Source organism: Peribacillus sp. TH14, assembly GCF_016651145.1.
Lineage (GTDB): Bacteria > Bacillota > Bacilli > Bacillales > DSM-1321 > Peribacillus > Peribacillus butanolivorans.
In genome coordinates, this window is sequence record NZ_JAEKEK010000001.1 from 1,721,656 (window position 1) to 1,741,330 (window position 19,675).

The window sequence follows — 19,675 nt, forward strand, 5'->3', positions numbered from 1 at the left end:
GTTCAGTTAAGTATGATGTATAATTAGCCAATAACAGCTAAAATGTCGCTTTCACGTAAAATTAAGTATTCAGTATCTTCGTATTTCACTTCAGTACCAGCATATTTTGAGAAGATAATTAGATCGCCTTGGGCAACCTCTAAAGCAACACGTTCGCCATTTTCAAGAACACGGCCCGTACCAACTGCTACGACCTTACCTTCTTGTGGCTTTTCTTTTGCAGTATCAGGAAGAACAATACCGCTTGCCGTTTTTTCTTCAGATTGAACTAGTTCAATAATAACGCGATCACCTAATGGTTTTAACAAGTGAAACAACCTCCTCATATTCTCTTGATAATTTGCTTTGTGATTATTAGCACTCTTCATCATCGAGTGCTAACACATTTATAATATTAAATAAACCGAGCCTTTTTTGCAAGTATCTTATCGAAAATTTTTTATTAATTTCTGATAAATTCCGGGTATACTACTTTAGGATAATGTTTCTTTTAACAAAGGAGATGAAATGTTCTCTTATGCGTACGTTTAAGTGGAGTTATGTCTCATTATTTGATACCATTTTGGAGTATACGTTTAGAGATTGTCCCCATGTCAGGACCGTAATAAGAGAAATGGCGGACTAAATAAAAGGAGTTTTCATTTTTGAAAAAAGAATATTGGTTCGTCATCATCACTTACATAGCCATGCAATTATCCAGTATTGTTGGGATGCCTATTTTCATGCTGATTGGATCTTTAAGCGAAATGCCTGCTGATGAACTCAAAGTTAAAGCAGCAGCATACTGGATTGTATTCAGCTTTCTCGCAGCTCTAACACTGATTTTAATTTTGATGAGAAAAGATATGAGGGAACGGATAGACACACGTAATCAAGCTTCAATCCCTACGTCTATATTGTGGGCGATAGCAGGTGTATTTCTGGCTCTTATTGCTCAAAGCTTAGCTGGAAGCATTGAACAAATGCTCGGGGTGAAGTCTGAATCTGAAAATACGCAGAATCTTATTTCACTCATATACGAAGTCCCAATGGTCATTTTCGTGACTTCAGTAATTGGACCTATTTTGGAAGAAATCCTTTTCCGGAAAATCATTTTCGGATCACTTAATAAACGCTTTAATTTCTTTATTTCTGCTTTAATTAGCTCAGTTATTTTCGGCTTGGCGCATGGTGAACTCGAACATCTTCTTTTATATTCAGCAATGGGCTTCACCTTTGCATTTCTTTATGCGAAAACCGGTCGTATCCTTGTGTCGATGGTGGCACATATTGCAATGAATACCCTTGTTATCATCCTTCAAGTGTTTTATAGAGATGATATTGAGAAGATGCTAGATACTGCACAGGCCTTTATCGGAGGTTTATTATGAAACGTCGTCAATCACCACTATTTATCGGTATCATCTATGCAGGCTTAGGGGCTCTTTTTACGGCTATCGCAATCCAAACCGTCAATTCATCAGGATGGGGAGTCTTTGCCTACATACTCGTACTTATTGCAACTCTTGACTTTGGGTCAGGGTTACGTATGATCATGATGCACTTTAAAATTAAATCCGCAAACAATAAGAGGAAAAAATAAAAAACGCTGCGAAGACGCAGCGTTTTTTTATTCCTCTAATGCAACTTCTTCTACCACAGGATAATGCTTTAAAAAGTAGATGAGGGACTGAAGCTCTACAGCCAGGTCAATGTGGTGAACTCTTATGGACGGCGGTACAGTCAGCCGAGCAGGAGTGAAATTCAATATTCCTTTTATATCAGCTTTAACTAAACGATCGGTTATCGTTTGAGCCACTTGGGCAGGTACTGTCAAAATAGCTGCTGTAATATTATTTTCCTGCAAAAGCGTATCTATTTGGTCCATATGATAGATTGGCACATCAGCTATTCGCTTTCCAACCTTATCTTCAGAAACTTCAAATGCCATTTCAATTTTTGTATTATTATTTTTCAAAAAATTGTAATTTAAAAAAGCGGTCCCTAAATTCCCTACTCCAATTAAAGCGACTTTTGTCAATTCATCTTGATCTAGTGTTTTTCTGAAGAAGGATAGTAAATAATTCACATTATAGCCGTAGCCCTTTTTTCCAAGCGCGCCAAAGTAGGAAAAATCACGGCGAATTGTAGCCGAATCAACTTTTACAGCTTCGCTAAGCTCTGCCGAGGATACTCTTTGTTTACCTGAGGAATGTAAGTTCTTTAAAAATCGATAATATAAGGGCAACCTTTTGGCCGTTGCCTGCGGTATCTTTGGGTCATGGTTCATCGTTCTTCCCCGCCTTCACACATGCTTTTCAAACTTATTCTTCTTTATCTGTTTGATTCAACTGTCTTTTGTAATCGCTACTAGACACCCCACCTGTTTTCTCCACTAAAAATGTAGGCCCGATTACCATTCCTTTATCAATAGCCTTACACATATCGTAGACAGTTAAAGCGGTCACAGATGCAGCTGTTAACGCTTCCATTTCAACACCTGTACTCCCTTTTGTCTTGGCTTCTGTTTCTATTTTAAGCCTATAACCTTGTTCTTCTTTTACCCAATCAAAGGCTATATTGACCCCTTGTAGAGAAATAGGGTGACACATCGGGATTATATTGGATGTATTTTTGCTTGCCATGATGCCTGCAACCTGTGCAACTGACAGAACATCACCTTTTTTCATTTTCTGGTTCGTGATTTTTTCATATATTTCATCGTTCAATAAGATACTCGATTGAGCTGTTGCCGTCCGAATGGTTTCAGGCTTCGCACTCACATCAACCATTTTAGCTCTGCCTTGTTCATTAAAATGCGTTAAGTCCCCCATTAATAACCCCTCCTAAATCATACACTATTATTCCACATTATGTAACAGCTTGTTTTTGCTTAGACCTCAGCTGTTGCCGATAATTACTATAATACGTTACACTAACAATAATCAATTGAGGTGAAAATTTATGATTTTATTACAAATCAATCAACTATCCAAATATTACGGAGCTGAACTTATTTTATCAAATATGAAGCTCGAAGTTCAAAATAAAGATCGAATTGCCCTAGTTGGCCGAAACGGCGCTGGAAAATCAACTCTGCTAAAAATCATAGCCGGACAACTTTCCCATGATGGCGGCGAGATCATCAAACCCAAAGGCGTCACTATTGGCTATATGGCACAGGATACAGGTTTAGAATCCGAACTTTCCATTTGGAATGAGATGCAGACTGTATTCAAAGACCTAATAGAGCAAGAGAAAGAACTGCGCCGACTTGAGGCCGAAATGGCCAAACCTGACACTTTTGATAACGAAATACTTTACCAAAAGGTGTTAAATGAATATGACACTTTACAGGTAGCCTTTAAAGAAAAGGGGGGCTATCAATATGAAGCAGATATCCGTTCCGTATTACATGGTCTTCAGTTTGGTGACTTTGACTATTCCACTCTCATTTCCACGTTGAGTGGAGGCCAAAAAACACGGCTTGCATTAGGAAAGCTGCTTTTAAAGAAGCCCGATATATTGATTCTCGATGAACCAACAAACCATCTGGATATCGAAACTCTCTCCTGGCTTGAACAATATTTACAAAGTTACCAAGGTGCTGTACTTATTGTTTCCCATGACCGCTATTTTCTAGATAAAGTTGTAAACCAGGTGTATGAAATTTCAAGAAATAATATGAAAAAGTACTATGGTAATTACAGTTCTTACTTAGAAGGAAAAGCGGAAGATTATGAACGGGACATGAAGCAATTCGAAAAACAACAAGGTGAAATCGAAAAACTGCGTGACTTTGTTCAACGTAATATCACAAGAGCTTCGACCACCAAAAGAGCGCAAAGCAGGCGCAAGCAGCTCGAAAAGATGGACGTATTGGACAGGCCACAAGGTGACGAAAAATCTGCTAATTTTTCCTTCCAAATTGAAAAGCAAAGCGGAAACGAAGTACTTCATCTTCAAAGCTTAGCTATTGGTTATGAAAGGGAAACAGTATCTAATAATATTAACTCTCGGATGACAAAAGGAGAAAGTATTGCCCTTGTCGGTCCAAATGGCGTTGGTAAATCGACGTTATTAAAAACGATTATATCCAAGCTGCCTGCAATTTCTGGCGATTTCCGTTTTGGAACGAACGTCGAGGTCAGCTACTACGATCAAGAACAGGCCAATTTGATTTCTAATAAACGCGTACTAAATGAACTATGGGATGAATATCCCCTTAAACCGGAAAAAGATATCCGCACAGTACTTGGTAATTTCCTTTTTAGTGGAGATGATGTATTGAAAACCGTTTCGACACTAAGCGGTGGTGAAAAGGCACGGCTTGCTTTAGCCAAAATGATGATGGAAAAAGGGAATTTTTTAATTCTTGATGAACCAACGAACCATTTAGATCTCGACAGCAAATTAGTGCTTGAAAACGCTTTGATAGATTATCCAGGAACCATTCTTTTCGTCTCACATGACCGTTATTTTATTAATCGAATTGCAACAAAGGTCATTGAGCTATCCAAAGACGGCAATGAAGAGTTTCTCGGCGATTATGATTACTATGTAGAGAAGAAACAAGAGCAAGCAGAAATTGAAGCACTCGAACAACAAAATAAATCAAACACTGTGGAACTAATCGTCGAAAAGACAAACTACAAAATTGATAAAGAAGCAAAAAAAGCAGAACGCCAGCGAAAACGCCGTATCGAGGAAATCGAAGCAGCCATGGAACTACTCGAAACTGAAATAAACGAGTATAATGAGCTCCTTTGTGACCCAAACGTCTTCCAAGACCATGAAAAGGTAATGGAAGTTCAGACAAAGCTTGATAAAGCACAGGAAACTTTAGATCAGCATCTTGAAGAATGGGCTGAATTAGAAGAATAAACAATCGGACCGAGTTATTTAACTCGGTCTTTACATGATGTTTTGAAAAGATCCACTAAAAGTTATCCACATTTTTATACACAAACAAGTTGCTACTCAATAGCTACTCAATCAATTTATCCACAGTATCCACAGAAACTTATGCACTTATCCACATAACAATTGGTTATACACAGCGGGTTTGAATAATAAAAAAACGTTATCCACAGAATATTCTATTTTTTTAAAACATGTAAAAAAGACAGGATACCGAAGTTTGGTATCCTGCCTTTTTTATCGTTAGAAAACTTCTAAATCTAATCCGGGGTTTCCGTTCAAATCTAACCCAGAGCGCTTTCCTTTTTCAAACATAACACTTGCAGCTGCACCAATCATTGCTGCATTATCCGTACAAAGGTATAAAGGGGGAATAGAAATATCCATTGGTAAATCCATAAAGGCTTCAGTTAGTGCTTCCCGTAGGCCTTTATTAGCGGCAACACCACCTGCAAGTAACACCTGTTTCACATCATATTCCTTAGCAGCTTTTACAGCTTTTGTCACAAGTACCTCTATGACGCTTGCTTGGAAACTTGCGGCCAAATCTTTAGGATCAATTTTTTCTCCACGTTGTTCTGCATTATGCAAAGTGTTAATTACAGCTGATTTCAACCCACTGAAAGAAAAGTCATAGCTGCCATCCAGCCATGCCCGAGGCAGTTTCAAAGATGGTGAACCCTCTTGTGCAAGCCTATCGATATGAGGACCGCCTGGATAAGGAAGTCCTAAAGTTCGAGCTACTTTATCATATGCCTCTCCTGCTGCATCGTCCCGCGTCTCCCCTATTACTTTAAAGGAACCGGGCTCCTCTAAAAGCACCAATTCCGTATGGCCTCCTGAAACGACTAATGAGAGGGCTGGGTACTGAATTTCTTGAACAAGTCTATTTGCATATATATGGCCCGCGATATGGTGCGTTCCAACAAGCGGGATTCCATGAGCGAATGCCACCGCTTTAGCAGCATTAACACCTATTAACAATGCCCCTACTAGCCCAGGACCTTCTGTAACAGCAATAGCGTCCAAATCTTCGTACGTCACACCAGCCTGAAGCAAAGCCTCTTCAAGCACGATTGTAATTTGCTCTACATGGTGCCGGGACGCTATTTCAGGTACAACACCACCAAACCGCTTATGGCTTTCTATTTGTGAAGCAACGACATTGCTCAATATCTCTGTTCCATTTTTAATGACAGCTGCAGCAGTTTCGTCACAGCTGGTTTCAATTCCTAATATAAGTTGATCTTTTTTCATGAAAAATTCACCCACATAACATAAGCATCTTCTTGATTATCTGTATAATAATTTTTACGAATTCCACCCTTTTGAAAGCCTAGTTTTTCATAAAGTGAAATGGCCACTGCATTACTAACACGAACTTCAAGCGTCATCCTTACAACGCCCATGCTAATTGAGATTTCAATCATCTTTCTAAGCAGAGCTTCACCCAGCTTTTGCCCTCGGTATTCAGGTAAAATAGCGATATTGGTAATATGCGATTCATCAATGACAATCCACGCGCCGCAATAACCAGCAATTTCCCCTTCATCTTCAATAACCATGTAAACAGCATATTGATTATGATTTAATTCATTAAAAAAAGCTTCCCGGCTCCAAGGCAAAGTAAAGGATTGTTTTTCTACGTTTAACACTTGGTCGATATCTTCCGTTTTCATCTTTCGAAACGTCAATGTTTTACTCATAATAATCGGTCGCTTTCCTATTATTTTATTTCCCCTGCTGTTCGAGCCACTTAGCTTCCGCTTCAGCCATACGAATATAGTTCGGTACAAACTGGTGTATGTCCACTTCATTCTTGTTCAGGCCAATAAATGCAAGTTCGCTTGGTCGAGAGTTAAATAACTGTACGGGAGAAAATGCTGCTAAATTCCCTAACACTTTCGTAATCGCTTCCCGATGAATTTCTACATCCTGACCAACAAATAAAACAGGACGCTTTAATTCCTTTAATCGAATTGCCCATTCAGAGGATAGAATATTGCAATCTTCCATGACTGTATTTAACACATTATTTTCTATTTCATATAATCCAGTATAAATCTGGCCTCTTCTTGCATCAAACAAGGGCGAAACTAACCCGTTAAAATAACGTCCATTAGCAGCTAAAACTTCTAAACTAGAAACAGCCGATAATGGAATTTTCAACGTCCACGCCAATGTTTTCGCAATTGTCACACCAATCCTAACCCCTGTATAAGATCCAGGGCCCTGAGCGACCACAATTTTAGTCAATTCCTTAGGACTAGTATCACAATCCCTTAATAGGGTCTCAATTGCTGGCATCACTCGAACCGAATGATTTTTCTTTAAATTCGTAGTATACTCGCCAATTACTTGAGTATCATTTATTAGAGCAATCCCTAACGTGAAGTTCGATGTATCTATAGCTAAAACCTTCATCAAATAATCTCCTTACATAACGTAACATACCTTTCGCCTTTGGCTTCTAAGACAAGACGGCGGCTTGTATCACTAAGACGATAAATATAAATAGTTAAGATTTCATTTGGAAGCTGGTCTTTAATTAAATGAGCCCATTCCACAACGGTCACACCTTCACCATCAAAATATTCATCGAAACCTAAATCTTCTTCTGATTCACTTACCCGATATACATCCATATGGTATAAGGGTAATCTCCCAACGTATTCCTTTATTATCGTAAAAGTTGGGCTATTCACAGTTCTAGATACACCTAAACCTTTAGCAAGACCTTTTGTGAACGCCGTTTTCCCTGCTCCCAAGTCCCCTTCTAAAGCAAGTACATCACCACTTGAAAGCTTTTGTGCTAATTCCTGTGCAAAATGCGCTGTTTCTTCCTCATTCTGAGAAATCCATTCAAATTGTTGCATATATCAATCACCTTTATCATCTATTAGGAAAATGTTCTCTAGTTTTTTTCTTGAGAACCATAAACACAATACTTAAAAAAGCTAACGACCATAATTATATCCCTAATAAAGCATTCTATATGTAGTTTACCTTGTTTCAAAAGAAGAAACAAATAAGTTAAGGACATTATTATCCGAAATTCAGATAAAACAAAAAAACGAAACCAAGGTTTCGTTTTTTTCATGATTGCGGGGACAGGATTTGAACCTGCGACCTTCGGGTTATGAGCCCGACGAGCTACCGGACTGCTCCACCCCGCGACGGTATAAATGTTTCTTTTATAAAATTTAGTATGTCCTTTTTTAAAAAAAGGATACAATTAAAGGTTATAGCTTGGCGGCGTCCTACTCTCACAGGGGGAAACCCCCAACTACCATCGGCGCTGAAGAGCTTAACTGCCGTGTTCGGAATGGGAACGGGTGTGACCTCTTCGCTATCGCCACCAAACATTTAACCTTTTATCAGGACATATATTATTATAACATGCATCCTAATAAAATGCAAGAAGAAATTTTCATTCCTTCAAAACTAGATAATAAGAAGGTATTTCATTTTTTAAAGCGTGGTTAAGTCCTCGATCTATTAGTATCAGTCAGCTCCACATGTCGCCACGCTTCCACCTCTGACCTATCAACCTGATCATCTTTCAGGGATCTTACTAGCTTGCGCTATGGGAAATCTCATCTCGAGGGGGCTTCATGCTTAGATGCTTTCAGCACTTATCCCGTCCGCACGTAGCTACCCAGCTATGCCTTTGGCAAGACAACTGGTACACCAGCGGTGCGTCCATCCCGGTCCTCTCGTACTAAGGACAGCTCCTCTCAAATTTCCTGCGCCCGCGACGGATAGGGACCGAACTGTCTCACGACGTTCTGAACCCAGCTCGCGTACCGCTTTAATGGGCGAACAGCCCAACCCTTGGGACCGACTACAGCCCCAGGATGCGATGAGCCGACATCGAGGTGCCAAACCTCCCCGTCGATGTGGACTCTTGGGGGAGATAAGCCTGTTATCCCCGGGGTAGCTTTTATCCGTTGAGCGATGGCCCTTCCATGCGGAACCACCGGATCACTAAGCCCGACTTTCGTCCCTGCTCGACTTGTAGGTCTCGCAGTCAAGCTCCCTTGTGCCTTTACACTCTACGAATGATTTCCAACCATTCTGAGGGAACCTTTGGGCGCCTCCGTTACTCTTTAGGAGGCGACCGCCCCAGTCAAACTGCCCACCTGACACTGTCTCCCACCCCGATAAGGGGCGCGGGTTAGAATTTCAATACAGCCAGGGTAGTATCCCACCAACGCCTCCACCGAAGCTAGCGCTCCGGCTTCTCAGGCTCCTACCTATCCTGTACAAGCTGTACCAAAATTCAATATCGAGGTCGCAGTAAAGCTCCACGGGGTCTTTCCGTCCTGTCGCGGGTAACCTGCATCTTCACAGGTACTATAATTTCACCGAGTCTCTCGTTGAGACAGTGCCCAGATCGTTACACCTTTCGTGCGGGTCGGAACTTACCCGACAAGGAATTTCGCTACCTTAGGACCGTTATAGTTACGGCCGCCGTTTACTGGGGCTTCGGTTCAAAGCTTCGCTTGCGCTAACCTCTCCCCTTAACCTTCCAGCACCGGGCAGGTGTCAGCCCCTATACTTCGCCTTGCGGCTTCGCAGAGACCTGTGTTTTTGCTAAACAGTCGCCTGGGCCTATTCACTGCGGCTTTTCCGGGCTATTCACCCTAAAAAGCACCCCTTCTCCCGAAGTTACGGGGTCATTTTGCCGAGTTCCTTAACGAGAGTTCTCTCGCACACCTTAGGATTCTCTCCTCGCCTACCTGTGTCGGTTTGCGGTACGGGCACCTTACATCTCACTAGAGGCTTTTCTTGGCAGCGTGGAATCAGGAACTTCGGTACTATATTTCCCTCGCCATCACAGCTCCGCCTTAATGGAAACGGGATTTGCCTCGTTTCCGGCCTAACTGCTTGGACGCGCATATCCAACAGCGCGCTTACCCTATCCTTCTGCGTCCCCCCATCGTTCAAACGATGTATAGGTGGTACAGGAATATCAACCTGTTGTCCATCGCCTACGCCTTTCGGCCTCGGCTTAGGTCCCGACTAACCCTGAGCGGACGAGCCTTCCTCAGGAAACCTTAGGCATTCGGTGGAAGGGATTCTCACCCTTCTTTCGCTACTCATACCGGCATTCTCACTTCTAAGCGCTCCACCAGTCCTTCCGGTCTGACTTCAACGCCCTTAGAACGCTCTCCTACCATCGACACCATACGGTGTCAATCCACAGCTTCGGTGATACGTTTAGCCCCGGTACATTTTCGGCGCGGAGTCACTCGACCAGTGAGCTATTACGCACTCTTTAAATGATGGCTGCTTCTGAGCCAACATCCTGGTTGTCTAAGCAACTCCACATCCTTTTCCACTTAACGTATACTTTGGGACCTTAGCTGGTGGTCTGGGCTGTTTCCCTTTCGACTACGGATCTTATCACTCGCAGTCTGACTCCCAAGAATAAGTATTTGGCATTCGGAGTTTGACTGAATTCGGTAACCCGTTGGGGGCCCCTAGTCCAATCAGTGCTCTACCTCCAATACTCTCATCTTGAGGCTAGCCCTAAAGCTATTTCGGAGAGAACCAGCTATCTCCAGGTTCGATTGGAATTTCTCCGCTACCCACACCTCATCCCCGCACTTTTCAACGTGCGTGGGTTCGGGCCTCCATTCAGTGTTACCTGAACTTCACCCTGGACATGGGTAGATCACCTGGTTTCGGGTCTACGACCTCATACTCATTCGCCCTATTCAGACTCGCTTTCAGTCGCGGCTCCGTCTTATCAACTTAACCTCGCATGAAATCGTAACTCGCCGGTTCATTCTACAAAAGGCACGCCATTACCCATTAACGGGCTTTGACTACTTGTAGGCACACGGTTTCAGGATCTATTTCACTCCCCTTCCGGGGTGCTTTTCACCTTTCCCTCACGGTACTGGTTCACTATCGGTCACTAGGTAGTATTTAGCCTTGGGAGATGGTCCTCCCTGCTTCCGACGGGATTTCTCGTGTCCCGCCGTACTCAGGATCCACTCAGGAGGGAACGAAGTTTCAACTACAGGGTTTTTACCTTCTTTGACGGACCTTTCCAGATCACTTCATTTACCCCGTTCCTTTGTAACTCCATGTTGAGTGTCCTACAACCCCAAGAGGCAAGCCTCTTGGTTTGGGCTAATTCCGTTTCGCTCGCCGCTACTCAGGAAATCGCATTTGCTTTCTCTTCCTCCGGGTACTTAGATGTTTCAGTTCCCCGGGTCTGCCTTCAGTACCCTATGTATTCAGGTAAAGATACTGTTCCATTACGAACAGTGGGTTTCCCCATTCGGAAATCTCCGGATCAAAGCTTACTTACAGCTCCCCGAAGCATATCGGTGTTAGTCCCGTCCTTCATCGGCTCCTAGTGCCAAGGCATCCACCGTGCGCCCTTTCTAACTTAACCGTTAAAAAAGATCTTACTGATGCTTTGAAAAAATTAATTGCCTTCTATCTATTATCTAGTTTTCAAGGAACAAAGAAGAAAAAACTTCATCACAACGTGATGAGATCTTTCGTATCTGAATGAATTACTCATTCAAAACTGAACAAAACAAAAGCGCTCTCGTATTTATCCTTAGAAAGGAGGTGATCCAGCCGCACCTTCCGATACGGCTACCTTGTTACGACTTCACCCCAATCATCTGTCCCACCTTAGGCGGCTGGCTCCATAAAGGTTACCTCACCGACTTCGGGTGTTACAAACTCTCGTGGTGTGACGGGCGGTGTGTACAAGGCCCGGGAACGTATTCACCGCGGCATGCTGATCCGCGATTACTAGCGATTCCGGCTTCATGTAGGCGAGTTGCAGCCTACAATCCGAACTGAGAATGGCTTTATGGGATTCGCTTACCTTCGCAGGTTTGCAGCCCTTTGTACCATCCATTGTAGCACGTGTGTAGCCCAGGTCATAAGGGGCATGATGATTTGACGTCATCCCCACCTTCCTCCGGTTTGTCACCGGCAGTCACCTTAGAGTGCCCAACTGAATGCTGGCAACTAAGATCAAGGGTTGCGCTCGTTGCGGGACTTAACCCAACATCTCACGACACGAGCTGACGACAACCATGCACCACCTGTCACTCTGTCCCCCGAAGGGGAACGCCCTATCTCTAGGGTTGTCAGAGGATGTCAAGACCTGGTAAGGTTCTTCGCGTTGCTTCGAATTAAACCACATGCTCCACCGCTTGTGCGGGCCCCCGTCAATTCCTTTGAGTTTCAGCCTTGCGGCCGTACTCCCCAGGCGGAGTGCTTAATGCGTTAGGCTGCGACACTAAAGGGCGGAAACCCTCTAACACTTAGCACTCATCGTTTACGGCGTGGACTACCAGGGTATCTAATCCTGTTTGCTCCCCACGCTTTCGCGCCTCAGTGTCAGTTACAGACCAGAAAGTCGCCTTCGCCACTGGTGTTCCTCCAAATCTCTACGCATTTCACCGCTACACTTGGAATTCCACTTTCCTCTTCTGCACTCAAGTTCCCCAGTTTCCAATGACCCTCCACGGTTGAGCCGTGGGCTTTCACATCAGACTTAAGGAACCACCTGCGCGCGCTTTACGCCCAATAATTCCGGACAACGCTTGCCACCTACGTATTACCGCGAGTCGCTGGCACGTAGTTAGCCGTGGCTTTCTGGTTAGGTACCGTCAAGGTACCAGCAGTTACTCTGGTACTTGTTCTTCCCTAACAACAGAACTTTACGACCCGAAGGCCTTCTTCGTTCACGCGGCGTTGCTCCGTCAGACTTTCGTCCATTGCGGAAGATTCCCTACTGCTGCCTCCCGTAGGAGTCTGGGCCGTGTCTCAGTCCCAGTGTGGCCGATCACCCTCTCAGGTCGGCTACGCATCGTCGCCTTGGTGAGCCATTACCTCACCAACTAGCTAATGCGCCGCGGGCCCATCTATAAGTGACAGCCGAAACCGTCTTTCCATCTTCTCTCATGCGAGAAAAGAACGTATCCGGTATTAGCTCCGGTTTCCCGAAGTTATCCCAGTCTTATAGGCAGGTTGCCCACGTGTTACTCACCCGTCCGCCGCTAATCTCAGGGAGCAAGCTCCCATCGATTCGCTCGACTTGCATGTATTAGGCACGCCGCCAGCGTTCGTCCTGAGCCAGGATCAAACTCTCCGAAGAAATGTTTGACTTGCTCATTTTGCTTTTTTTGATAGTGTGTGCTCACTTAAAATTTAACGTTGGCGCTTTGTTTTGTTCAGTTTTCAAAGAGCAATAATGGAGCGGGTGAAGAGAATCGAACTCTCATCATCAGCTTGGAAGGCTGAGGTTTTACCACTAAACTACACCCGCATTTAATTTTTCAAATTATTTCTAAGAAAGAATGGTCGGGAAGACAGGATTCGAACCTGCGACCCCTTGGTCCCAAACCAAGTGCTCTACCAAGCTGAGCTACTTCCCGTAAATATGGTGCGCCCGGCGGGAGTCGAACCTACAACCTTCTGATTCGTAGTCAGATGCTCTATCCAATTGAGCTACGGGCGCTAATTTCTATGATGTTTTTGGTGCGGCCGAGAGGATTTGAACCTCCACGGGGTTTCCCCCACTAGGCCCTCAACCTAGCGCGTCTGCCATTCCGCCACGACCGCGAAAGCGACTTTGTAAGTCTAACACCTTTTCAACTTGTTGTCAAGAAGAAAAATATCAGTGCGGGTGAAGGGACTTGAACCCCCACGCCTTGCGGCGCCAGATCCTAAGTCTGGTGCGTCTGCCAATTCCGCCACACCCGCGAAATAAAATGGTGAGCCATGAAGGATTCGAACCTTCGACCCTCTGATTAAAAGTCAGATGCTCTACCAACTGAGCTAATGGCTCTAAATAAAATGGCTGGGCTAGAAGGGATCGAACCTTCGCATGACGGAATCAAAATCCGTTGCCTTACCGCTTGGCTATAGCCCAATAATCAATTACTAATTAACAGCCAGATTAATATTATATCACAATAACTTAATTCTAGCAAGTGTTTTTTTAAAGAAATAAATGGCGGTCCCGACGGGAATCGAACCCGCGATCTCCTGCGTGACAGGCAGGCATGTTAACCGCTACACCACGGGACCAGTAATTTAATTTAAACATACAAAAGATGGTGACCCATACGGGATTCGAACCCGTGTTACCGCCGTGAAAGGGCGGTGTCTTAACCGCTTGACCAATGGGCCGTGATAAAATGTGTAACTGGCGGAGAAGGAGGGATTTGAACCCTCGCGCCGCTTACGCGACCTACACCCTTAGCAGGGGCGCCTCTTCAGCCTCTTGAGTACTTCCCCAAAAAATGGCTCCGCAGGTAGGACTCGAACCTACGACCGTTCGGTTAACAGCCGAATGCTCTACCACTGAGCTACTGCGGAATAATGAAAATTGGGTTCCTTTTTTACGCTCAAGGACCTTAGTGGTTGTCGTGAAGAACAAGTTGTTATCTTGTCGACTCTTATGATTATAAGGAGGTTGCAACATAAAGTCAAGGGTTCTTTTGTTTTTTTTTATTTATTTGCTTCTTTTTCTATAAAACCTTGGTATATCAGTGTTCCACGACACTTACCACAGACAAAACGAGTGGTATCGATACGCTTCTTTCTTAAATATAACTCCTGACAGTTTTCACATCTATATTGAATAGTATTCATTTTTCTCTTTAACTGGTTTGACGGTAGTGGCGTGCAAAATCTTGGGGCTCCAACTTTTTCGAGTAAACGCTTAAAGTCAGCATCACGATGCTGGTATCCTTTCTTCTCAAGGTGGAGGTGATAATGGCACAATTCATGCTTTATGATTCCTATCAATTCTTCCACTCCACGTTCATCAAGATATTTCTTATTAATTTCTATATTATGTGAACGTAGCAAGTACCTTCCTCCAGTCGTTCGAAGGCGCGGATTAAAACAAGCTAGGTGTCTAAAGGGCTTTTGAAAGTCTTTCCTCGAAATATCTTCAACTAATTTTTGCAATTGCTGATTATCCATCTTCCCCCTCCCTTTCCTTGGTAACATGACAACCCATTATAACATAGACTAATAAAACAATAGAAAACTACTGGAGGTAAGCGCTATGCCTAATTGGTTCCAAAATCAAATTCGTAAAGCCTTTTATGAAAAGGATTATTATCAAGTGAAGATGTTGAATCAATGCTGGTTTTTTTATCAAAAAAAAGAAAGTCTTCGATTATAGACCTCTATTTGAACCAAGCACTAATAAATTATAAAGAAGCATTACTATTCTTACAGTGATAAAAAACCCCTTCTATATAGAAGGAGTTTATAATAGCTAATCTTGATCTTTAGGCTGCAGCATCGTTAAAGATACCCTTTGCTTTTGAGAGTCCACCTTCTCGACCCAAACTGTTACAACATCCCCAACAGCAACTACATCCAATGGATGTTTTACAAATCGGTTGCTTAATTTAGAAATATGCACCAGCCCGTCCTGTTTGACACCGATGTCCACAAATGCACCGAAGTCTACAACATTCCTTACTGTACCTTGTAATTCCATTCCGGTTTTTAAATCCTCCATTTTTAGCACATCTTGCTTAAGTAGAGGTTTTGATAGTTCATCCCTAGGGTCTCTTCCCGGCTTCATTAAATCATCAATAATGTCCTTAATCGTGATTTCTCCAATTTCTAATTCATCCACTAATTCTGTTGGATTTAATTTGACTAACTCTTTATTCAAAACATCACTGCCTAAGTCTTCAGACGTGAATCCTATTTTCTTTAACAGTTTATTCACGGCCCCGTAGTTCTCCGGATGGATCGCGGTTTGATCCAACGGTTCATTGCCATTAATAATACGCAAAAAACCTATGCACTGTTCGTACGTTTTAGCACCAAGCCGAGGAATTTTCTTTAATTCCTTCCTGCTTGAAAACTTCCCTTCTTCTTCCCTTTTCTTCACTATATTTTGAGCAACAGATTTTGATAACCCAGCTACATATTGTAATAGAGATGACGAAGCTGTATTGACGTTCACCCCAACTCGGTTAACAGCCGTTTCAACAACAAAAGTAAGGGATTCTGATAACTTTTTCTGAGAAACATCGTGCTGATACTGACCTACTCCTACGGATTGGGGATCGATTTTAACAAGTTCCGCAAGTGGATCTTGCAGTCTTCTCCCAATTGATACTGCACTTCTCTGCTCAACTTGAAGATCCGGAAACTCTTCACGAGCAATATCAGATGCTGAATACACACTGGCACCTGCTTCATTAACAATTATATAAGAAATATTCCCTTTCACTTCTTTTAAAATATCTGCAATAAATTGCTCCGATTCACGAGATGCCGTTCCATTACCTATTGCCACAATCTCCACTGCGAATCGCTGAAGAATTTCAATTGTTTTTTCACGAGCAGCTTCAAACTTCGCAGCAGGAGGGTGTGGGTAGATTACACTGATATCGAGTACTTTGCCTGTTTCATCAATAACAGCCAACTTACAACCCGTCCGATATGCTGGATCTAGAGCAAGGACCACTTTCCCTTTAAGAGGAGGCTGTAGTAGTAAATTGCGAAGGTTTTCCGAGAATATATGGATAGCTTGATCTTCTGCTTTTTCCGTTAGCTCTTTTCTTATTTCCCGTTCTACAGAAGGCATGATTAGACGCTTAAGTCCGTCTTCAATCGCTTCCTTAATCAACCCTGCCGCTTCGGATTGATTATTTTTAATGTTTTTCCGTTCCAAATAACTAATAATAATTTCTGTCCGAGGCTGGATGGATATTCGTAGAACCTCTTCCTTTTCACCTCTATTAAGTGCCAAGACTCGATGTGGGACGATTTTTTGGACAGGCTCTTCATATTCATAGTACATTTCGAAGATTTTTTTTTCGTCCTTTTCTTCATTTTTCACAATGGAGAACAATTTTCCTGCTTTAAAAATCTCAGCCCTTATCCATTTCCTCAATTCAGCATCATCAGAAATAAGTTCAGCAATTATATCCTGCGAACCCGCAATTGCCTCTTCAATAGAAGGAACTTCTTTTTCTTCAGATATGAATTCGGCTGCTTTTTCACTAACTGAAGCCTGAACTTGACATTCAAGAAGCCAAATTGCAAGCGGTTCAAGGCCTTTCTCTTTAGCCACAGTTGCTTTCGTTCTCCTTTTTTGTTTAAAAGGTCGGTATAAATCTTCCACTTCCTGCAGCTTTGTTGCCTTTTCAATTTGTAACTTTAATTCTTCTGTCAATTTACCCTGTTCACTAATCGAGCGTGTAACTTCCACTTTTCTCTGCCCAAGGTTTTCTAGATAGTTCCATCTTTCCATAATAGAACGAATCTGCACTTCATCTAGTGAACCCGTCATTTCTTTTCGATAACGAGCAATAAAAGGAACGGTATTACCATCTTGAAGCATCTGTATGACATTTTGCACTTGATGATTTTTCAAAGTTAACTCATTAGATATTTGTTTAATTAATTCTTTTAATGAATCTTCTACTACTATCAAATTTATTACCTCCAACCTTTTTATTCTGATATATATAGTCTAGCAAATGAGAGATGAAGTTGCGAATCCAATACAAAAAAGCTCACTTCCGAATTACGACGAAAGTAAGCTTCCTAAAATGAAAGTTGTATCATCCGCAGTAGCTGGGCTGCTTTCCAAAATACAACGAGCGTTTTTATCGATAGGGACCAGCCTCTTTAAGTACGATTTAGCTCCCTTAAGTTCCAACCCATCTGAATGAATAATGAATTTGGCATTTGGTTCGTATTTGAAGCTCTGCGTTCTATACTTTTGCTTCCTACCGGATAAATATCCGGTTACAGGTAGGGGGTAAACCAGCTTGTCGACGCTTGGATTGTACAAGAAAAAGCGAACGTTGCCTACTGAACTGTATACGAACTCATTCTTTTCATAATAGATTTTCAAGATAGAAACGGCCGCTCCCCGCTTATCGATCAAAACTTGATTACAGACCTCCATTAGCAACTCAACATCTAACTCATGGTTACGTTTTACTACCTCTATTACGGCATGGGAGGATTCATAAGCGGATTTTCCGCTACCTAGGCCATCCGCTAATACACAAACAAAGTATTCCTTCGTATGAAGAAAAAAGTAATCATCACCACAATAAATCATTCCGTTTTTAGAAGATTGGGAGACAAGGACTTCTATTTTCTCTTCTCGCATTATGTCTTTAATCACTATATTAACTCCGAGTTTTCGGCATTAATAGCTTCTTGAAGTTTTTTGATTGCGCGGCGCTGGAGTCTCGATACATGCATTTGTGAAATACCAAGTTTGTCCCCCGCTTCTTTTTGGCTTAAATTTTCTATATAAGTGTGTTGAATAATCATCTTTTCACGGTCACTTAGTACATGCAGCACCTTTTCAAGTACTAGGCGCTGATTGACTTTTTCAAAACCTTCATCTACGTTGCCGAATATATCCAGCAACGTAACCGTACCACCATCAGAATCTGCCTCAATAGAATGATCAACAGATAAAGCCTGATAGCTTTTCCCCATTTCCATTGCTTCTAAGATTTCTTCTTCTGTTACTCCTATACAATCAGCTATTTCATCTATTCTTGGTGAACGATGCAGAGTCGTCGTCAATTCCTCGACTGTCACTCTGATTTTTGGTCCAAGTTCTTTTATTCTTCTTGGCACATGGACGCTCCATGTTTTATCACGCAAAAACCTTTTGATTTCCCCGATAATAGTAGGAACAGCAAATGCCTCAAAGCTTTTACCGAAAGATTCATCATATCGTCGAATGGCACCTAATAAACCAATCATACCGACCTGAGCGATATCTTCCTGAAACGATCTCCCTTTTGCATATTTACGAGAGATTGTTTCAACCAAACTTTTATAATGAATTACCAGATTACTTTGCGCTTCATCATCCTGATTCTGCTGATAGGCTCTAATCCATTCATTAACTTGTTCTCTTTGTGCTTGATTAGGTTGAGACTGTTTTTGCATCCATCTCCACCTGCTCTCCTTCTAAAAACTTAGTCATAAAAACTGTAACCCCGTCATGCTGATGAATTTTCACATCATCCATCAAAGTTTCAATGAGGTAAAGACCCAAGCCTCCTTCTCTCAAGAGTTCAACTTTTTGCCCATGCTCATATGGACCGAGCCCTTGACGAACCTCTTCGAAATTACAGCTCTTTCCACTATCAGAAACCATGACCTCTAGGCGGTCAGGGTAAAGCCCAAAACTTACTTTCACTTCGCCTTTTTCAAGATCTTTATAGGCATGCTGTACCGCATTTGTACACGCTTCACTGGTAGCGATTTTCAAATCCTCAATTTCATCATACGCAAATCCCATCCGGCTACCTATCCCAGAAAGTGTTAAACGGATGACACCGATGAATTCCGGTTTTGCAGGTATTTTCATTTCAATGTAATCATATACTTGACTCATTCTAACCCACCCTCTGTACCACTTTTAATATCAATGATATCTGCAAGACCCGTAATATCAAATAATCGTCGTAACCTTTCTGATAAGCCAATCAAGGTAAATTCGCCATTATGTGCTCTTACGCTTTTAAACGCACCAACAAATACCCCCAACCCGGTACTGTCCATATAGGAAACTTCAGTTAAATCAATAATAATCGAAACATTGTCCTGTTCTGAAATTGGAAATAGCGATTCTCTTAATTTTGGTGCAGTATAGGCATCAATTTCACCTTTTAGTTTCACAATAAATTCCGCATTTAGTTCATTAACATCTACCGTTATATTCATCCTTGACCCACCTCTTTATATCCTCTTCATGCTTATATCTATA

The 19,675-nt window shown here is 42.3% G+C and carries 17 protein-coding genes, 12 tRNA genes and 3 rRNA genes; 4 read left to right on the forward strand and 28 right to left on the reverse strand.

What is annotated here, in order from left to right; translation table 11 throughout:
* Positions 1 to 23: 23 nt before the first annotated feature.
* On the reverse strand, positions 24 to 308 hold the full coding sequence (groES, locus tag JFU50_RS08280) for a co-chaperone GroES (RefSeq protein ID WP_053348954.1): 285 nt from the start codon (positions 306 to 308) through the stop codon (positions 24 to 26).
* Positions 309 to 644: 336 nt separating this feature from the next.
* On the opposite strand from groES, the gene JFU50_RS08285 reads away from it, so the two are divergent.
* Complete coding sequence (locus JFU50_RS08285) at positions 645 to 1,370, forward strand: CPBP family intramembrane glutamic endopeptidase (RefSeq protein WP_201222380.1); 726 nt, start codon at positions 645 to 647, stop codon at positions 1,368 to 1,370.
* Positions 1,367 to 1,582 (forward strand): YdiK family protein, encoded by a 216-nt coding sequence (locus JFU50_RS08290; RefSeq protein ID WP_201222382.1) that lies wholly within the window; start codon positions 1,367 to 1,369, stop codon positions 1,580 to 1,582. The genes JFU50_RS08285 and JFU50_RS08290 overlap by 4 nt, the downstream gene beginning before the upstream one ends.
* 27 nt (positions 1,583 to 1,609) lie before the next feature.
* Here JFU50_RS08290 and JFU50_RS08295 read toward each other — a convergent pair whose 3' ends face one another.
* Entirely contained in the window at positions 1,610 to 2,269 is a 660-nt protein-coding gene (locus tag JFU50_RS08295) for a redox-sensing transcriptional repressor Rex (RefSeq protein WP_053348957.1), read from the reverse strand.
* A gap of 34 nt (positions 2,270 to 2,303) precedes the next feature.
* The gene (moaC, locus tag JFU50_RS08300) at positions 2,304 to 2,813 is read right to left on the reverse strand and encodes a cyclic pyranopterin monophosphate synthase MoaC (RefSeq protein ID WP_053348958.1); all 510 of its coding nucleotides are present in this window, start codon (positions 2,811 to 2,813) and stop codon (positions 2,304 to 2,306) included.
* 130 nt (positions 2,814 to 2,943) lie between these two features.
* Between moaC and JFU50_RS08305 the strand changes: the two genes are divergently transcribed.
* A complete protein-coding gene (locus JFU50_RS08305; protein ID WP_201222384.1) occupies positions 2,944 to 4,863 on the forward strand; it encodes an ABC-F family ATP-binding cassette domain-containing protein in 1,920 nt (639 codons plus the stop codon).
* Positions 4,864 to 5,142: 279 nt separating this feature from the next.
* On the opposite strand, the gene tsaD is transcribed toward JFU50_RS08305, so the two are convergent.
* The 20 genes from tsaD to JFU50_RS08405 all read right to left on the reverse strand — a co-directional run bounded on the left by tsaD (position 5,143) and on the right by JFU50_RS08405 (position 14,877).
* Positions 5,143 to 6,156 carry a tRNA (adenosine(37)-N6)-threonylcarbamoyltransferase complex transferase subunit TsaD gene (gene tsaD, locus JFU50_RS08310; RefSeq protein ID WP_056523290.1) on the reverse strand — a complete coding sequence of 338 codons (1,014 nt, stop codon included), beginning with the start codon at positions 6,154 to 6,156 and terminating at the stop codon, positions 5,143 to 5,145.
* On the reverse strand, positions 6,153 to 6,605 hold the full coding sequence (rimI, locus tag JFU50_RS08315; RefSeq protein ID WP_201188341.1) for a ribosomal protein S18-alanine N-acetyltransferase: 453 nt from the start codon (positions 6,603 to 6,605) through the stop codon (positions 6,153 to 6,155). Before rimI ends, tsaD begins: the two co-directional genes overlap by 4 nt.
* Before the next feature lie 25 nt (positions 6,606 to 6,630).
* A complete protein-coding gene (gene tsaB / locus JFU50_RS08320; RefSeq protein ID WP_201188339.1) occupies positions 6,631 to 7,323 on the reverse strand; it encodes a tRNA (adenosine(37)-N6)-threonylcarbamoyltransferase complex dimerization subunit type 1 TsaB in 693 nt (230 codons plus the stop codon).
* Complete coding sequence (tsaE, locus tag JFU50_RS08325; protein ID WP_053348963.1) at positions 7,323 to 7,775, reverse strand: tRNA (adenosine(37)-N6)-threonylcarbamoyltransferase complex ATPase subunit type 1 TsaE; 453 nt, start codon at positions 7,773 to 7,775, stop codon at positions 7,323 to 7,325. The genes tsaB and tsaE overlap by 1 nt, the downstream gene beginning before the upstream one ends.
* Positions 7,776 to 8,001: 226 nt before the next feature.
* A tRNA-Met gene (locus tag JFU50_RS08330) sits at positions 8,002 to 8,075 on the reverse strand.
* Positions 8,076 to 8,146: 71 nt separating this feature from the next.
* A 5S ribosomal RNA gene (rrf, locus tag JFU50_RS08335) occupies positions 8,147 to 8,262 on the reverse strand.
* 115 nt (positions 8,263 to 8,377) lie between these two features.
* Positions 8,378 to 11,311: ribosomal RNA gene (locus JFU50_RS08340) — 23S ribosomal RNA — on the reverse strand.
* Positions 11,312 to 11,486: 175 nt separating this feature from the next.
* Positions 11,487 to 13,039, reverse strand: a 16S ribosomal RNA gene (locus JFU50_RS08345).
* The 16S, 23S and 5S rRNA genes sit together here with 12 tRNA genes alongside, the layout of an rRNA operon.
* 97 nt (positions 13,040 to 13,136) lie before the next feature.
* Positions 13,137 to 13,210: transfer RNA gene (locus tag JFU50_RS08350), tRNA-Gly, on the reverse strand.
* A gap of 32 nt (positions 13,211 to 13,242) precedes the next feature.
* Positions 13,243 to 13,319 (reverse strand) — tRNA-Pro (locus JFU50_RS08355).
* Positions 13,320 to 13,325: 6 nt separating this feature from the next.
* Positions 13,326 to 13,402 (reverse strand) — tRNA-Arg (locus JFU50_RS08360).
* An 18-nt stretch (positions 13,403 to 13,420) separates the two neighbouring features.
* Positions 13,421 to 13,506: transfer RNA gene (locus JFU50_RS08365), tRNA-Leu, on the reverse strand.
* A 59-nt stretch (positions 13,507 to 13,565) separates the two neighbouring features.
* Positions 13,566 to 13,647, reverse strand: a tRNA-Leu gene (locus JFU50_RS08370).
* Positions 13,648 to 13,656: 9 nt separating this feature from the next.
* Positions 13,657 to 13,732, reverse strand: a tRNA-Lys gene (locus JFU50_RS08375).
* A gap of 9 nt (positions 13,733 to 13,741) precedes the next feature.
* Positions 13,742 to 13,816 (reverse strand) — tRNA-Gln (locus JFU50_RS08380).
* A gap of 82 nt (positions 13,817 to 13,898) precedes the next feature.
* A tRNA-Asp gene (locus JFU50_RS08385) sits at positions 13,899 to 13,974 on the reverse strand.
* A gap of 27 nt (positions 13,975 to 14,001) precedes the next feature.
* Positions 14,002 to 14,076, reverse strand: a tRNA-Glu gene (locus JFU50_RS08390).
* 17 nt (positions 14,077 to 14,093) lie between these two features.
* Positions 14,094 to 14,184, reverse strand: a tRNA-Ser gene (locus JFU50_RS08395).
* Between the two features lie 6 nt (positions 14,185 to 14,190).
* A tRNA-Asn gene (locus tag JFU50_RS08400) sits at positions 14,191 to 14,265 on the reverse strand.
* Between the two features lie 132 nt (positions 14,266 to 14,397).
* Positions 14,398 to 14,877, reverse strand: coding sequence for a SprT family protein (locus JFU50_RS08405; protein ID WP_201222386.1), 480 nt, complete (start codon positions 14,875 to 14,877; stop codon positions 14,398 to 14,400).
* Positions 14,878 to 14,962: 85 nt separating this feature from the next.
* Between JFU50_RS08405 and cmpA the strand changes: the two genes are divergently transcribed.
* A complete protein-coding gene (cmpA, locus tag JFU50_RS08410; RefSeq protein ID WP_089364909.1) occupies positions 14,963 to 15,082 on the forward strand; it encodes a cortex morphogenetic protein CmpA in 120 nt (39 codons plus the stop codon).
* A 96-nt stretch (positions 15,083 to 15,178) separates the two neighbouring features.
* Here cmpA and JFU50_RS08415 read toward each other — a convergent pair whose 3' ends face one another.
* The 5 genes from JFU50_RS08415 to JFU50_RS08435 all read right to left on the reverse strand — a co-directional run bounded on the left by JFU50_RS08415 (position 15,179) and on the right by JFU50_RS08435 (position 19,632).
* Positions 15,179 to 17,362: a Tex family protein gene (locus tag JFU50_RS08415; protein ID WP_242489036.1), complete on the reverse strand. Its 2,184-nt coding sequence runs from the start codon at positions 17,360 to 17,362 to the stop codon at positions 15,179 to 15,181.
* A gap of 93 nt (positions 17,363 to 17,455) precedes the next feature.
* Positions 17,456 to 18,067 carry a PP2C family serine/threonine-protein phosphatase gene (locus tag JFU50_RS08420; RefSeq protein ID WP_309558402.1) on the reverse strand — a complete coding sequence of 204 codons (612 nt, stop codon included), beginning with the start codon at positions 18,065 to 18,067 and terminating at the stop codon, positions 17,456 to 17,458.
* Positions 18,067 to 18,852, reverse strand: a complete 786-nt coding sequence (gene sigB / locus JFU50_RS08425) for an RNA polymerase sigma factor SigB (protein ID WP_056526373.1) — start codon at positions 18,850 to 18,852, stop codon at positions 18,067 to 18,069. The genes JFU50_RS08420 and sigB overlap by 1 nt, the downstream gene beginning before the upstream one ends.
* Positions 18,830 to 19,303: an anti-sigma B factor RsbW gene (gene rsbW, locus JFU50_RS08430; protein WP_053348277.1), complete on the reverse strand. Its 474-nt coding sequence runs from the start codon at positions 19,301 to 19,303 to the stop codon at positions 18,830 to 18,832. Before rsbW ends, sigB begins: the two co-directional genes overlap by 23 nt.
* Complete coding sequence (locus JFU50_RS08435; RefSeq protein ID WP_201188335.1) at positions 19,300 to 19,632, reverse strand: anti-sigma factor antagonist; 333 nt, start codon at positions 19,630 to 19,632, stop codon at positions 19,300 to 19,302. The genes rsbW and JFU50_RS08435 overlap by 4 nt, the downstream gene beginning before the upstream one ends.
* Positions 19,633 to 19,675: the final 43 nt, after the last annotated feature.